Source organism: Nocardia sp. NPDC004722 (assembly GCF_053601505.1).
The window spans coordinates 1-13,954 of the sequence record NZ_JBSGBY010000169.1 but is presented as its reverse complement, the minus strand read 5'-3'; the positions used below and the strand labels follow the sequence as shown (position 1 = coordinate 13,954).

The 13,954-nt window shown below is 68.8% G+C and carries 15 protein-coding genes and 1 pseudogene; 7 read left to right on the top strand and 9 right to left on the bottom strand.

Going from position 1 to position 13,954, the window contains the following annotated elements:
• From ACWELQ_RS18485 to ACWELQ_RS18460, 6 genes and pseudogenes are all read right to left on the bottom strand, one after another.
• A pseudogene (locus ACWELQ_RS18485) lies at positions 1–141 on the bottom strand (LLM class flavin-dependent oxidoreductase); the annotation flags it as partial.
• A complete protein-coding gene (locus ACWELQ_RS18480) occupies positions 138–1,289 on the bottom strand; it encodes an LLM class flavin-dependent oxidoreductase (protein ID WP_452398264.1) in 1,152 nt (383 codons plus the stop codon). The pseudogene ACWELQ_RS18485 and the gene ACWELQ_RS18480, both read right to left, overlap by 4 nt.
• Positions 1,286–2,311: an ABC transporter substrate-binding protein gene (locus ACWELQ_RS18475; protein WP_452398263.1), complete on the bottom strand. Its 1,026-nt coding sequence runs from the start codon at positions 2,309–2,311 to the stop codon at positions 1,286–1,288. Before ACWELQ_RS18475 ends, ACWELQ_RS18480 begins: the two co-directional genes overlap by 4 nt.
• Positions 2,308–3,033, bottom strand: a complete 726-nt coding sequence (locus tag ACWELQ_RS18470) for an ABC transporter ATP-binding protein (protein ID WP_452398262.1) — start codon at positions 3,031–3,033, stop codon at positions 2,308–2,310. The genes ACWELQ_RS18475 and ACWELQ_RS18470 overlap by 4 nt, the downstream gene beginning before the upstream one ends.
• Complete coding sequence (locus tag ACWELQ_RS18465; protein ID WP_452398261.1) at positions 3,030–3,896, bottom strand: ABC transporter permease; 867 nt, start codon at positions 3,894–3,896, stop codon at positions 3,030–3,032. The genes ACWELQ_RS18470 and ACWELQ_RS18465 overlap by 4 nt, the downstream gene beginning before the upstream one ends.
• A gap of 1 nt (position 3,897) precedes the next feature.
• Positions 3,898–4,935, bottom strand: a complete 1,038-nt coding sequence (locus ACWELQ_RS18460) for an NrtA/SsuA/CpmA family ABC transporter substrate-binding protein (RefSeq protein WP_452398260.1) — start codon at positions 4,933–4,935, stop codon at positions 3,898–3,900.
• Between the two features lie 197 nt (positions 4,936–5,132).
• On the opposite strand from ACWELQ_RS18460, the gene ACWELQ_RS18455 reads away from it, so the two are divergent.
• From ACWELQ_RS18455 to ACWELQ_RS18435, 5 genes are all read left to right on the top strand, one after another.
• Entirely contained in the window at positions 5,133–5,879 is a 747-nt protein-coding gene (locus ACWELQ_RS18455) for an IclR family transcriptional regulator (protein WP_452398259.1), read from the top strand.
• A gap of 86 nt (positions 5,880–5,965) precedes the next feature.
• Positions 5,966–6,937, top strand: a complete 972-nt coding sequence (locus ACWELQ_RS18450; protein ID WP_452398258.1) for an aldo/keto reductase — start codon at positions 5,966–5,968, stop codon at positions 6,935–6,937.
• A gap of 111 nt (positions 6,938–7,048) precedes the next feature.
• A complete protein-coding gene (locus ACWELQ_RS18445; protein ID WP_452398257.1) occupies positions 7,049–8,185 on the top strand; it encodes a HEAT repeat domain-containing protein in 1,137 nt (378 codons plus the stop codon).
• Between the two features lie 89 nt (positions 8,186–8,274).
• Positions 8,275–8,520, top strand: coding sequence for a hypothetical protein (locus tag ACWELQ_RS18440; RefSeq protein ID WP_452398256.1), 246 nt, complete (start codon positions 8,275–8,277; stop codon positions 8,518–8,520).
• Positions 8,521–8,577: 57 nt separating this feature from the next.
• Positions 8,578–9,804 (top strand): MFS transporter, encoded by a 1,227-nt coding sequence (locus ACWELQ_RS18435; RefSeq protein WP_452398266.1) that lies wholly within the window; start codon positions 8,578–8,580, stop codon positions 9,802–9,804.
• On the opposite strand, the gene ACWELQ_RS18430 is transcribed toward ACWELQ_RS18435, so the two are convergent.
• The 3 genes from ACWELQ_RS18430 to ACWELQ_RS18420 form a co-directional block, all read right to left on the bottom strand.
• Positions 9,770–10,531 (bottom strand): aquaporin, encoded by a 762-nt coding sequence (locus ACWELQ_RS18430; protein ID WP_452398255.1) that lies wholly within the window; start codon positions 10,529–10,531, stop codon positions 9,770–9,772. The genes ACWELQ_RS18435 and ACWELQ_RS18430 overlap by 35 nt on opposite strands.
• A 78-nt stretch (positions 10,532–10,609) precedes the next feature.
• Positions 10,610–11,026, bottom strand: coding sequence for a helix-turn-helix domain-containing protein (locus ACWELQ_RS18425; RefSeq protein WP_452398265.1), 417 nt, complete (start codon positions 11,024–11,026; stop codon positions 10,610–10,612).
• A 146-nt stretch (positions 11,027–11,172) separates the two neighbouring features.
• Positions 11,173–11,886: an RNA polymerase sigma factor gene (locus ACWELQ_RS18420; protein ID WP_452398254.1), complete on the bottom strand. Its 714-nt coding sequence runs from the start codon at positions 11,884–11,886 to the stop codon at positions 11,173–11,175.
• A gap of 154 nt (positions 11,887–12,040) precedes the next feature.
• On the opposite strand from ACWELQ_RS18420, the gene ACWELQ_RS18415 reads away from it, so the two are divergent.
• Together ACWELQ_RS18415 and ACWELQ_RS18410 are read left to right on the top strand one after the other, a co-directional pair.
• The gene (locus tag ACWELQ_RS18415; RefSeq protein WP_452398253.1) at positions 12,041–12,619 is read left to right on the top strand and encodes a hypothetical protein; all 579 of its coding nucleotides are present in this window, start codon (positions 12,041–12,043) and stop codon (positions 12,617–12,619) included.
• A gap of 334 nt (positions 12,620–12,953) precedes the next feature.
• A partial coding sequence (locus tag ACWELQ_RS18410; RefSeq protein WP_452398252.1) for a family 1 glycosylhydrolase occupies positions 12,954–13,954 on the top strand: 1,001 nt, incomplete at its 3' end.

Genomic DNA, 13,954 nt, shown 5'->3' with positions numbered 1-13,954 from the left:
GTCGAGTATTCCGTCTCGGATGGCCGGGGCGATATTGCCCGGGCCGTAGCCGCCCGCGTGGCCGCGGTTGTAGCGGCGCGGCGTGCGCAGGGAGGCGTGGTCGCCTTCCATGCCGATGCGCCAATAGATGTCGATGGTCATGCGGTGGTCTCCTGCAGGGTGCGGCCGGTGGGGTCGACGCGGAACAGCAGGTGTTCACCGGCCCGGTAGAGCTCCTCGAGGTGCGGGTGGCCGGAGAGCACCACGGTGTCGACGCCGAGCTCGACGTAGGTCCGGAGCCGTTGGGCCACCTGGTCGTAGCTGCCCACCAGGCCGATGGGCTGCGGGTAGCCCAGGTGGGTGAAGCCCGCCCAGCGGCCGTCGCCCAGGTTCAGCGAGTGAGGATCGGGGCCGTCGGGATACAGTTCGCGCCACTGCCTTTCGACGCGTCGCCACGCCTCGGCTGCGGTCTCGCGGGCGATCACCGGCACTTCGAGGCCCGCGCGGACGGTGCGCCCGGCCGCGGCGGCCGCTTCCCGCAACCGTGCGAGGGGTGCGTCGAGGCCGTCGGGCTGTTCGGTGAAGACGTGGACGTCGCCATGGCGGGCCGAAAGCTGCAGGGCTGCTTCGGAATCGCCGCTCAGGTACACCGTCGGGAACGGCAGACCCGACAGGATGCCGCGGAATCCGCCATTGCTGACCTCGTAGTATTGGCCCTCGTAGTCGAAGCCGGTGCCCGCGAATCCGGCCGGGGCCACGGGCTGCTCGTTCCAGACACCTCGGGCAACGGTCAGGAACTCGGCTGCTCGCGTGTACCGGGCGTCACCATCGATTCGGTCGCCGCGCCGTCGCGCGTCCTGCTGGTCCGTCTCGACCGCCAGCCGCCAGCCCAGCCGTCCCGCTGAATGCCGTTGCAGCGTCGCCGACACCTTGGCCGCGTAGACCGGTGTGCCGAAATTGGGCGGGAATTCGATGATCACCCGGGTGTGCCGGGTCGCGCGCAGTGCGCCGCCGCCGACGATCCAGGATTCCTCGCCGCCGGGATCGTAGGGTGCGAGAACACCGTCCAGCCCCGACAATTCGGCCGCGTTCACGATCTCGTGCAGATGCTCGAACGGCCCGAATCGGCCCGCGCGCACATCGGTCACGGCATATCGATCACCGGCGCGGGACTCGGCGAGGTCCGCCCGGTCGGCCGTGATCAGGTCGGCGGCCGTGATCGGAGCGCTGCACGCGCCGCGCCCGCGCAGCGTCGGCTCGGCGCGACGGCCGTCCGGGCGGGTGGGCAGCCGCCACACGAATTCGGTCACGCTGCCTCCGATCCGGCGGCCACGAGCGCGCGGGCCTGGGCGAGAGGTTCGGGCGCGACCCAGGATTCGAGGTCGAAGTCGGCGGCCAGGAAGCCGTGCGTATAGAGGAACTGTTTCTGGACGGCGAGCAGGTCGAGGCGTTCCTCGTCGAGGGAGGGGTGCAGGCCGAGGTGGAAGTCGGGGCCGTAGGCGGCGGTGACACCTTCGGGGCCGGAGAGGGTTTCGCGTTGCAGGACCGCGGCGGCCTCGTCGTGGTGGGTGGTGGCCCAGTCGGCGGCGCGCAGGGTTTGGGCGAGGAAGCCGGTGACGAGGTCGGGGCGGGTGTCGAGCAGGTGCTGGTGGACCGTCAGCGGGCGCGGGGTGCCGTTGTTGACGCGCAGGCGTTTCGTGGCGGTGGCGTCGAGGTCGACCGCCACGCGCAGACCGTGTGCGGCGGCGACCTCCTGGGCGCGGGCGCCCTTGACGTAGATGGCGTCCACCGTGCCGTCGAGGAGCTGTTCGACACCCCAGGTGAGGCTGCGGTCGCGGGACTGGATCGCGGTGCGCACCTGCGGGTTCGGTTCCACGGCGAGTTCGGTGACGCGGGCATCGGCGAGGGTCAGGCCGCCCAGGCGCAGGGCGTTGGCGAAACCGTGCAAGGCCATGGCGCGCGGGAAGCTGCGGGCCTGATCGCGGGCCCAGGCGGGGATACCGACGCGCAGCCCGGCCAGTTCAGCGGGCGTCGAGACCGGCGAATTCGGGCCCACCACAATGGCTTGCGCCTCGTCGATCCAGGTCAGGCCGATCAGCCGGGTGGGCGAGCCCTGCGCGCGGGCTGCGAGAGCGGGCACATTGCCGCCCTCGCGGATCAGGCCGGGCAGGTCGTGGTCGAAGTGGCGGACGGCGAGTTCGGGTCCGGCGTCCTGCAGGACGCCGAAGTGCAGGCCGTGGCGTTCGGCGTCGTCGCCGAGCCAGCCCAGGCTGTGCGCCAGGCCGCTGGCGGTGGGTACCGGGCAGCGGGTGTACCAGAGGGTGTCGGTCATGGTGTGCTCCTGGGGTTTTCGGCGCCGACGCCCAGTTGGGCGAGGAACGCGGACTGGTAGCGCAGGGCCGCCGGGTCGGTGCGGTCGCGAGGGCGGGGCAGGTCGATGGGTTCGTCGACGGCGAAGCGGCCGCGGTCGAGGATGAGCACGCGGTCGGCCAGGCGGATCGCCTCGTCGACGTCGTGGGTGACCATGAGCACGGCCGGGCGGTGGCGGGCCACCAGGTCGCCGACCAGGTCCTGCATGCGCAGCCGGGTGAGGGCGTCGAGCGCGGCGAAGGGTTCGTCGAGCAGCAGCAGGTCGGGTTCGCGGACCAGGGCGCGGGCCAGGGCGGCGCGCTGGGCCTCACCGCCGGAGAGGGTGGCGGGCCATTGGCGGGCCTTGCCGTCGAGGTGGACCTCCGACAGGGCGCGCAGCCCGGCCTCGCGAGTCTCGCGCGAACGGCGTTGCCCGATGGTCACATTCGCGAGGACGCGTTTGGACGGGACCAGGCGGGGTTCCTGGTAGACGGTGGTGCGGGCGGGCGGGACCAGGACGGTGCCGGAGTCGGGCTGTTCGAGGCCGGTAAGCAGGCGCAGCAGGGTGGTCTTGCCGGTGCCGCTGGGGCCCAGCAGCACCACGAATTCGCCGCGGCGGATGCTCAGGTCGATGCCGTCGAGAATCACTTTGTCGCCGAAGGATTTCCGCAGTCCGGTGATCGACACCGCGAGGGGCTCGGTCATCGCAGGGCCACCTGTCGGCGCCAGGGCATCGCGAAGCGTTCCACCAGGCGGACCGCGCCGTCGAAGATCAGGCCCAGCAGGGCGTAGAGGACCACGCACAGCACCATGTAGTCGGTGCGGTTGTACTCCTGGGCGAGCGTCACCAGATAGCCGACGCCTTCGGTGGTGCCGACCTGTTCGGCGGCGATGAGGCCGGTGATGCTGATGGACAGGCACACTCGCAACGCCATGAGCACGCCCGGCAGTGCGGCGGGCAGGATCACCTCGAGCACCAGCCGGTACCCGGTGAGCCCGAACCCGCGCGCGGCCTCGACCAGTTTGCGATCCACATTGCGCACGCCCAGGTAGGTGTAGGCGTACATCGGCGCGACCGTCGCGACCGCGATCAGCAGCACCTTGTAGAGCTCATCGATGCCGAACCAGGCGATGAACAGCGGCACCAGCGCCAGGAACGGCACCGCGCGCACGATCTGCAATGTCGAATCCACCAGTTCCTCACCGAGACTGGATAATCCGGCGACCAGGCCGAGCGCCAGCCCGGCCCCCACGCCCAGCGCGACGCCGAGCGCGGCGCGGGTGAACGAGGCCGCCGCGAAGTCGACCAGCTGGCCACTGCGCGCCAGCTCGGTCAGCGCGGACCACACCTTGGGCGGACCGGCCAGCACCTGCGGAGACAGGGCCCCGGTCGCCGAGCCGATCCACCACGCGGCGATGAGCAAGGCGGGCAGGAGGAATCGCAGCGGCACGGAAAGCCAAGTCGGCCTGCGCCGTTCGACACGCAGCCGGGGTGGGGCCAGCCCTGGCGTACTCGTCACGTCCGTGTCGGCGTGCGCGGCGGCCTGGGCTCGGACAGAGGCGGTCATGTCAGCTCCCCGGCTGCAATCCGGTCAGCTGATCGGCGCTGAGCTTGGACTTCAGGTCGTAGAAGATGTCGGCGGCGGTGATGTCGCGGCCGATGACGCCGTTGTCGCGGAACAGCGCGACGATGCTCGCGAGGTCGGCGGCGTCGGAGTCGGTGGGCAGGTGCGGGACGGTGGCCTGGCCGCCGAGCCGGATCGCGTCGGTGAGTCGGTCGCCGCTCAGGGCGCGGGGACCGGTCTTGTCGAAAACGTTCTGGAAGTCAGCGGGATTGGCGCGCTGCTGGACCACCAGTTGCTGCACGGTCTGCAGGAACTTGGCGGCGACATCAGGGTGCTTGTCGGCGACCTCGGTGCGGAAGACGAACACCGAGTTGTCCTTGGATCCGATGGAGGCCTCGGTGGCGATCTCACGGCCGCCATTGGCCTTCGCCTCCTGGTAGGGCACCAGGAACGAGGCCCAAGCGTCGACCTTTCCGGTCGCGAAGGCGGTGGCGGCGTCCTTCTGCTGCAACGGGACTCGCGTCACCTTGTCGGCGGGGACGCCCGCCTGCGCGAGCGCGCGCAGCAGGATGTATTCGCCCTTGCCCGCCGGGTTCACCGCGACGCGTTTACCGACCAGATCGGCGACCGAGGCGATTCCGGAGCCCGGCGCGGCCAGAATGCCGCTCTGGTCCTTGCCCGCCGGATCCGACACCGAGACGATGCGCACCGCGACATCCTTCGACAGCGCGCCCACCACCGGGCTGAACGCGGCGTCGGAGACGTCGAGTTCCTTGGTGTTGAACAGCTTGAGCATGGAGCTGAAACCCGGTGTGGTGGTGACCCATTCGACGCGGGCATGCAGGGGTGCGAGGGCCTTGTCGAAGGTGCCGTCGCGTTTGCCGACGGCCAGCGGACCGGCATTGCCGGGGTCGACGACCTTGAGCACCAGGTCGGTCCCGCCCGCGTCGGTGGAGGCGGAGCCACACGCGGCGACCAGGGCGACGACGGGAGCCAGGACCAGGGCGTAACGCCAACGGCGCGACCGGCGCGTGCGGAACATGGTGGGGCACCTCTTCCGTTCGGAACTGTCCAACGATGTTCTGGGACAGTAGGGATCGCGGACGGTGTCGGCGAGGGAATGCTTTCCGAGGATCGGAAGGGTTGACAGGGATTATTCCGAGCCGTTATGGCCGTTTCGGTTCATCCTTTCCAAATAGTGGAAAGGAAGCCGCCTTTCGCTGTGCTAGCGTCCCAACCGTGGAAGCCCCTGGAGTACAGACCGTCGCCCGTGCCCTGTCGGTGCTGGACTGTTTCCGCGATGGTGAGTGGCGTGGGGTCTCGGAGGTGGCCCGGCAGCAAGGGTTGGCCGTGAGCACCACCCATCGGCTGCTCACCGCGCTGGTGCAGGCCGGATTCCTCGACAAGCACGACGATTCCGGTCGCTACCGGATGGGTGGGGCGCTCGCCGAATACGGTCAGATCGCCTACCGCCAGCATCGGATCTACCTGGCCGAGCCCGCGCTGGAACAGCTGGCCGCCACCACCGGGGCCAGCGCCTCGCTGGCCTCGCGGCACAGCATCCACGCGGTGCTGCTGGCCACCAGCCGGTGGCGCGACACCGACGGGCACCGGTTGCAGGGGGTGCGACTTCCGTTGCACGCCAGCGCCCTCGGCAAGACGCTGCTGTCGTGGAACGACGCCACCGACGCCGAACTCGAGGCGCTCCCCTACGACGAAGGCACCGACCGGTCCGTCTCCACGCCAGGTGAATTGCGGCGCGAGCTGACCCTCACCCGTGAGCGCGGCTACGCCTACAACGACGAGGAACTCGATCCCGGATTCCGCACGCTGGCCGTCCCCATCCTCACCCCCGACGCCCCCGTCCGCTTCGCACTGGGAGTGCGCGGACCGACCACCCTGATGGTTCCCGAGCGCCTGCCCTTCCTGGTCGATCTGGCCCGGGTGACCGCCGCCGACATCGCGGCCCGTTTCGCCACCGGCTGAACCGCTGCCCCAATCCGGCAGCGGAGCAACATATTTCATCGCAATCGACTGGCATCCGACGACCGGATACTGACAGCATGGTCGGTATGCGTGAACACAGGCTCGGAGACGGTTTGACGGTGTCGGCCGTGGGGCTCGGCTGCATGGGCTTCTCCCAGGGGTACGGAACCGCCGACGACGCGGAATCGACCGCGGCCATTCGCGCCGCCGTCGACGCGGGTATCACCCTGTTCGACACCGCGATGAGCTACGGGCGCGGCCACAACGAGCGCCTCGTCGGCCAGGCGTTGGCCGGGACCGAGGTGAACATCGCCACGAAGTTCGGGATCATCCGCACCGAAGCCGGGGTCGGCCTCGACGGCAAGCCCGAGCATGTGACCGGATATTGCGACGCGTCGCTGGAACGCCTCGGCCGCGACGTCATCGACGTGTACTACCTGCACCGCATCGACCCCGAGGTGCCGGTCGCCGAAACCATCGGCGCCATGGCCGATTTGGTCACCGCGGGCAAGGTCCGCCACCTCGGCATCTCCGAAGCCACCCCCGCCCAACTGCGCGAAGCGGTCGCCGCCCACCCCATCGCCGCCATCCAGTTCGAATGGTCGATGCTCTGGCGGGAACCCGAACACGACATCATCCCCGCGGCCCGCGAACTCGGCGTCGGCATCGTCCCCTACAGCCCCCTCGGCCGTGGCCTCCTCACCGCTACCCTCGACTCGACCACCGTCGCCACCAGCGACTTCCGCCGCAACGACCCCCGCTTCCAAGGCGACCACCTCACCGACAACCTCGCCCAGGTAGCCGCCCTCCGCGACCTCGCCACCCGCCTCGACATCACCGCAGGCCAACTTGCCCTGGCCTGGCTCCTGGCCCAAGGCCCCGACGTAGTCCCCATCCCCGGCACCCGCCACGCGTCCCGAATCCTCGAAAACGCCACCGCCGCAACCCTCGACCTCACCCCCGAGGACCTCGCCGACCTGGCGAAACTCGTCCCCGCCGACGGCTGGTCCGGCGACCGCACCTCCTTCGCCGTCCCCTCCACGACACGCACCACCTAACCCACTCGGCAGATCGTCGAGTGGAACACTGTGGAGGGGATTTGTCCGGAATTGCCTCCAGGATGTGCCACTCGGCTTATTGAGCGAGGGGAAGCTGACGGTGGGAGTGGGATGGACCTGGATCGGATTGCGCAGCGGCAGGATCGGTCGGCGACGTTCGAGTTGATTCGGGAGCTTGCCGATCCTGAAGTCGCGGAGACGGAACGGTGGCAGGTCGTGTATGCGCTCGCACAGGCTGCTGATCCGCGGGCGGTCGAGTCGCTGGGTGAGATCGGGCGCGATCGTGATCGGCCGGTCGAGGTGCGGCGAGCCGCGTTGAGCGCGCTGGAAGACTCGGAGATGTTCCCGGAGCACGCAGAATTGCGGGCCTGGTGGGAAACCGGGGATGACGTGGTGCGGGCGAGTGTGTTGCGCCAAGCAGCCCGCACCGAGGCCGACCTGATCGAGCCCGTCGCGCGCGACCCGGAGCATCCCCTACATCGGGAGGCGTTGGTCGGGATCGGACTCACCTTCGAAGAACCTCGCTGGCAGCTGTACAAGGTTGCCGGGCTCGACCACCCCTCACCAGCCGTTCGCCGGACAGCGGCCTATCAACTGGGCTGGGACGAACCAGTCGCCGCCGAGTCGGCCCTACACCGCGCCGCCACCGACAGCAACGCCGAAGTCGCCTGCGCCGCAATCGATTCACTGCGCTACTACCAAACCCGCGCCACACTCCGTCTGCTACACGAGATCGCCCGGGGTGACGACACCCCAGCGGACGCAGCACGAGAAGCAGCAGCCGCCCTGGCCAGCGATTTCGAAGACCAGCGCGCACAACTCACGGATTGGCTCACCCCCGTCGCCGACCTACTCGGCGACCCGGAACCCGAACCCGCACCCACCCCACACCAGCCCGCAGCCCATCGCCGCCAACCCACCACCCCACAGGCCGCGGAGATCATCGCCCTGTTCTCCGACCCCGGCGGCCAATGGCAGCCGAAATTCGCTGCCCTGCACAGTCATCCCCGCAGTGACCACTGGAGCGACATACCCGCCCCCGACCGCCCCGGACTGGCGGCGTTCCTGTCCAGCCATCCGGACCCACAGGTGCGGTCACTGTGCTGCGGGGCGCTGGCGACGTGGCGCAGGGTGGACGCACTGCTCGCGCTGGCCCACGACCCCACCAGGGCGTCCGCAAATCCGCCGTCTACAACCTCCAATTCGTTCCACGGTCCGCCGAAGTCGCCACGCTCACATGGGATCTGATCACCTCCGGCGACGTCGCGAGCACCCGCGGCCAGTAAGCACTGACCACCTACGCCGCCCATACCAGACCAGGCGACCTCGACGACCGGTTGATCGAGCTGGCACGCACCGATCTCCGCGAAGGCATCCGCGCCAAGTCGATCTCCCTCCTCGGCAACCACATCGCCCCGCTGCTTCCCCTGCTGTCCGAACCACCCCTGCTCACCTGGGCAGTCCACACCCATCTGCTGTACGCCTGCCGCGACTCAGGCCGGAAACCCGCCGCCGCCAACTTATTACGCACCGTGGACAACCTGCATGTTGCGGCCGCGCTGGCCGATCTCAACCACAGCTGACCACTCCCACCCACCGATAGTTGTCGGCCGTCTGCGCTAGCGTCCACCGCCGTGCCGATGCTGACGCTGCTTCGCCGCCCCCGGATCCTGGCGATCTGGTCGGCACAACTGCTGTCGATCCTGGGCGATCGCCTCTATGGCCTCGCCATCATGTGGCTGACACTCGAGCGCTCCGGCCCTGTCGCGATGGGCGCGGTGGCCATTGCCGAGTCTGTGCCGTTCATAGTGATCGGAACATTCGGGGCGCGACTTCTGCAGCGGTGCGCGACATTTCGCACGCTCGCCATCGTCGATACTGTCCGTGCCGTACTGCTTCTCGCTATGCCCGTGCTGTGGGGGTTCGGCGGTCTCTCGGCGATGTTGGCTATCGCCGCCGTGCTCGGAGCGTTAGCCGCGGTCTTCGACCCCGCCCTCGGTGCGCTGGTGCCCGACCTCGTCGAGCAGGACAAGCGGCCCGCATTGGTTGCCGCCATGGATCTCAACGGCCGCATCGCACGAATCGCCGGGCCCGCACTCGCTGGTGTCCTGCTCCTCGTCATACCGGTCTCGACGCTGTTCGTCGCGGACGCACTGACATTCGCAGTATCGGTCACCGCACTGCTGTACTTGGCTGCCACCGATGCAACCGACACCCGCATGGATCGAACGGCCGATGTGACAGCACCGCGCATTCGAAACACGTCGGCGCGGACCTTGATACGCGCACGTCCCTCGCTCGGCGCCGCCTTCACGGTTCACGCGGCCGGATTGTTCCTCAACGCTTTGCCCGCAATCGGATTGCCGCTGTTACTGGCTCACCATCTCGACGCCGGGCCGTCGGCATACGGTCTGGTCCTCACCACCACCGGCGCGGCAGGGCTGGTCGGCAATCTCGTCGCCGGACGGTTTCCCGTCACCGACGCGGCATTCTTGCCCAGCTTTTGCGCGGCCTGGGCACTCGCGGGTGCATTGCTGATGGCGACCGCCGTCGCTCATACCGTCGCCGCGGTGCTGACCTGCGCGGCACTTTCCGGCCTCGTCACCCCGTTCATCTCGATCACCCTCGGCACCCAGCTCGCCGCCTACCCGCCGACCGCTCGCCTTCGCCTGATCACGCTGAACCACACGGTGATGCGCTCGGCCGGAACAGCCGGAATGGCCACTATCCCAGCACTTATCGCTCCGGCTCCGGCTCAGGGTTTCCTGCTCGGTGGCGGCGCGTTGGTCGTCGTCGCCGCTGCCGCGTGGGTTGCTGCGTCGGTTCGGGGGGTTAGCGGGCGGTGGGGCGGTAGAGGAGGGTCATGAGGCTTAGGCCGGCTAGGGCGCCTAGGGTTTGGGCGGCTATGAAGGCGGGGGCGGAGGTGGGGGCTATGCCGGTGAAGGAGTTGGTGAGGGTGCGGGCGAGGGTTAGGGCGGGGTTGGCGAAAGAGCCGGAGCTGGTGAACCAGATGGCTGAGCCGATGTAGGTGGAGACGGCGATCGCGGTGGTGGGGTGGCCGCGGCGGGCGGCGGCGAAGCCGACGGCGATGAGGCCGGCGGCGGCGAGCAGTTCGCCGAGGAGGTGGCCGGTGGTCACTCGGTGTTGGGTGGCCACTTGCAGGGCGGGACGGTCGAACATGGCGTTGGCCAGCAGTGCGCCGAGTACCCCACCCGCGCATTGCGCCGCGATGTAGGCGCCGAGTTCGCTGGTGGTCAGGCCGGTGCGGGTGCGGCGGCCGCCGAGCCAATCGGCCAGGGAGACCACCGGATTGAAGTGGGCGCCGGAGATGGGGGCGAAGGCCAGGATGAGGACGGCCAGGCCCAGGGCGCTGGCGGTGGAGTTCTCGAGCAGTTGCAGGCCGATATCGCCGGGTGAGAGTTGTTCGGCCGCGATGCCGGAGCCGATCACCACGGCCGCGAGGGCGGCGGTGCCGGCGAATTCCGCGACCAGGCGTCGACTCAACGACACCGCATCCGACGGCGACATCGCACCCGACGGCGGGGCGGTCTGTTCGCGGGCGGCATCGATCACCGGCAGGTCCTGGTTCGGCACCCGATTACAGTGCCAGACCTGCGCTTTCCCAGGGCCCACGCACGGGAAGATATATCGAATACATTTGGTCGGTTTCGGTCAGTCCGTGCCGCCGGTGCCGACCTCGGGCAGGCCCTCGGTGATGCGGAGTCGGTCGGCCATGGTGGTGAGCAGGTTCTGGGACTCCTCGCTGAGGTCGAAGGCTCGCCTCGACAGCTCACGCAAGCTGTTGAACTGCAATCGCGTCAACAGCTGATAGTCCTGTTCGGCCACGGACGCGTGGTCCTCGTCGGCGAAGTAATCGGGGTGCACGCGGAAGAAGCGTGCCAGAGCCAAAATCGTCGCGCCCGATGGGTCGGTCCGGGTGCCCGCCCGCAACTGGCTCAGGTACGGCTTGGAGATCGGATGACCCCAGGCGGTCAGCTGCGCGGCCACCTCGGAGTTGGTGCGCGGGCGTTCGCCGGGACCTGGCACGGCCGCGAACAGCCGGTTGAGGCGCACCGCGAAGTCCGGCACGACCGTGGGCGTGGAGTCCCGGGGCGCGGCCGGTGGCACGATGCTGCGCGGGATGCGCGCGTAGAGCCGTTGCAGCGCGGGCTCGTTGAGCGAGGACCGCTCGAGCAGTTCGGCGATGCGGGCCACCAGGTCGGGGGCATCGGAGCTCATCGGTCCGCCTCCTTGCCGTCGAGGCCGGTCATCCAGCCGTGGTCGCGTTTGAGTCTGGCCCAGCGCTGTTCGACCGCTTTCACCGAGGGGAAGTCGAACAGGTGCTGGATCTCGCTGCCGCGCAGGCCCATCGCCTTGCCCCACACCAGCCCGCGGTCACGTTCGCTCAGTCCCTCGAGACGACTGCGGAAGGCCAGCCGTTCCACCACCGAACCGGCCACATCCTCGGTGGAGGCCAGCACGGCCATCAGATCCGGGCCGTCCTCGGTCACGATGGCGACCGTACTGACCGCCTGGAACTGGTAGAGATCTCCCGTGCGGCGGCTGCGGCGGAACTGCTCGACGAAGGCCAGCACGCAGGCGCCGATGAAATAGCTGGCCAGGCTGCTGCCCTGATCCGGATCCCATCCGCCGCCGTCGATGATGTTGCGGCGGAAGCGTTCCAGCGCCCGGGTGACGGTCTCCTGCACGAAATCCTCGGCGAAGCGGGTCTCCACCAGCAGCCGCTCCTGCGGGGTGGGCCGTAGCGGCATGCGTTTCTGCTCGGCCACCACGAAAATCCAGCCGCTGCGTATCCAGGGCCCGAGTACCGCCAATCCGTGGCGAACCAGTCTGTCCGCCAATAGTTTCCAGGCGAGACCCGTGCATCCGGCCTTGCGGACCAGTTCGAAGAGCTCCTGGTCGACCGAATATCTCTCGGGATCGGTCATATCGTAGGTGTCCTCACCCGTGCACCTCCTGCTCGCTGACGAACACGTTATAGCGGGGGCAAACATGGTGCCCCTCTTTCAGCTAATGGCCAGTATCCGCGAACGTGTAAATCGTTTCTTGACAGCCTGTTTCGTGTAAAGGCAGCATTTACATATGAGTGATCCATCGCACAGAGATACCGCCGACGAGCGTGTGATCCTGGCAAAACTTTTGTCCACCAATGCCGAATTCGTCGCCGAAGTGCTGCGCCCCGCCGAAGGCAACGCCGCGCCCTCGGTGATGGCGGCGCTGCGCGCGGCCCGCAGCCTGGATGGGGTCGTTGACGACGTACTGCGCTCCCTGGTGCGCCAGGCCCGCGACGAAGGGCGCACCTGGGCCGAGATCGGCGACATCTTCGGCACCTCACGCCAGGCCGCCTTCCAGCGCTTCGGCGGCGCGGCAGGCGGATTCCAGGTCCCACCCATGCCCGAAATGCCGCCCATGCCCGAGCCGCCGCCGATGCCGGAGATGCCCGACTGGTCGAAAGTGCCCGGCATGCCGAAGATTCCGCCCATGCCCCAGGCTCCGGGCATGCCGCCGGTCCCTGGCTGGCCGTTCGGTGACCACGAGAACTCCGGCCACCCGCCCCACGGACCCGGCCAGCCCCCGCACAGCCGCCGACACCACCCGCCCGGCCCGGGCCACCCCGGATATCCAAACCCGCGACCGCCTGCCGCCGAGCTCGGCGAGTAGAGGTCGCGGCCGCATTGGCCGCCCAGGCTCCCCACCCCGGCACGGTCGCCGCCCAGCGCGGCAAATATCGGTCTCGGCCGAGGGTGCGGCACTGCGAATTCCGAAGGATTGCCACAGCGACGCAGAGATCGCCGTCCCCGCGCACGGTCACCCCTGCTCCGTGGCTCGCACCCTGAGCACTGGGCACCGGAGGCCACGGGGACGCGTTCTCCTGCTGCCTTCTCCCCGACGCGCCCGGGCCGGTCGATTCCCACAAACCCCGGCTCGCGCGGGCAACCGTCCGCAATAATGCTGGTCGCCTGCTCAATTCATCCTCTGTCGGACGAGGAGTGCCATGCGCGCGTACACCCGCCGCCACGCTGTCGCCGCCCTGACCGTGGCCGCGACGACGCTGTTCGCCAGCGCGGCGTTCGCGAATACGGCCGCCGCAAGCCCCGCGCCCGAGTCGCTGCCGGGTTTGGGCGCGGACTTCCACTGGGGTGTGGCCGCGTCCGGGTTCCAGAGTGAAGGCCATGCGCCCGACAGCAATTGGCGACGCTACGTCGACAGCCATCCCGATTACGACCGTTACGGCGACAGCGTCGACTTCTATGACCGATATGCCGCCGATATCGCCCTGGCCAAGGATCTGGGCGTGAATACCTACCGCCTCGGCATCGAATGGGCGCGGGTGCAACCGCAGCCCGGGGTGTGGGACGAGGACGGATTCGCCTTCTACGACAAGGTGATCGCCGCCGTGCGTGCGGCCGGGATGCGGCCGATGATCACCCTCGACCACTGGGTGTATCCGGGCTGGGAGGCCGATCGGGGCGGCTGGGCCAATCCCGGCATGGTCGAGGACTGGCTCACCAATATGCGCAGGGTCGTGGACCGTTACGCCGACGCGGATCCGATGTGGGTGACGATCAACGAGCCGTTCGCCTACATCCTCAACGAGGTCCGCAACGGCGGCCGGCCCGCCGCCGACATCCTGACCATGCAGGCGCGACTGGCCCAGGCGCACAACAGCATCTACGACTACATCCACGCCCGCCAGCCCGGCGCCATGGTGACCAGCAATGTCGCCTACGTGCCCGACGCGGATCCGATCGTCAACGGCGGCATGCTCGATCTCATCGCCGCCAAGCTCGATTACGTCGGCATCGACTACTACTACGGCCTGTCGCCCGCGGTCGCCGCCCAGTACAGCGCCTTCGCCGCCTCCGAGCTGTGGAAGCTGCCGCTGCAGGCCGACGGCATCTATTACACGTTGCGCCACTTCGCCGATCGCTTTCCCGGCAAGCCGCTCTACATCGTCGAGAACGGGATGCCGACCGAGAACGGCGCGCCCCGCGC

Coding starts and splice junctions, on each gene's coding strand:
- ACWELQ_RS18475 (WP_452398263.1), bottom strand. CDS start 2,311: ATGACCGACACCCTCTGGTACACCCGCTGCCCGGTACCCACCGCCAGC.
- ACWELQ_RS18470 (WP_452398262.1), bottom strand. CDS start 3,033: ATGACCGAGCCCCTCGCGGTGTCGATCACCGGACTGCGGAAATCCTTC.
- ACWELQ_RS18465 (WP_452398261.1), bottom strand. CDS start 3,896: ATGACCGCCTCTGTCCGAGCCCAGGCCGCCGCGCACGCCGACACGGAC.
- ACWELQ_RS18460 (WP_452398260.1), bottom strand. CDS start 4,935: ATGTTCCGCACGCGCCGGTCGCGCCGTTGGCGTTACGCCCTGGTCCTG.
- ACWELQ_RS18450 (WP_452398258.1), top strand. CDS start 5,966: ATGCGTGAACACAGGCTCGGAGACGGTTTGACGGTGTCGGCCGTGGGG.
- ACWELQ_RS18445 (WP_452398257.1), top strand. CDS start 7,049: ATGGACCTGGATCGGATTGCGCAGCGGCAGGATCGGTCGGCGACGTTC.
- ACWELQ_RS18435 (WP_452398266.1), top strand. CDS start 8,578: ATGCTGACGCTGCTTCGCCGCCCCCGGATCCTGGCGATCTGGTCGGCA.
- ACWELQ_RS18420 (WP_452398254.1), bottom strand. CDS start 11,886: ATGACCGATCCCGAGAGATATTCGGTCGACCAGGAGCTCTTCGAACTG.
- ACWELQ_RS18415 (WP_452398253.1), top strand. CDS start 12,041: ATGAGTGATCCATCGCACAGAGATACCGCCGACGAGCGTGTGATCCTG.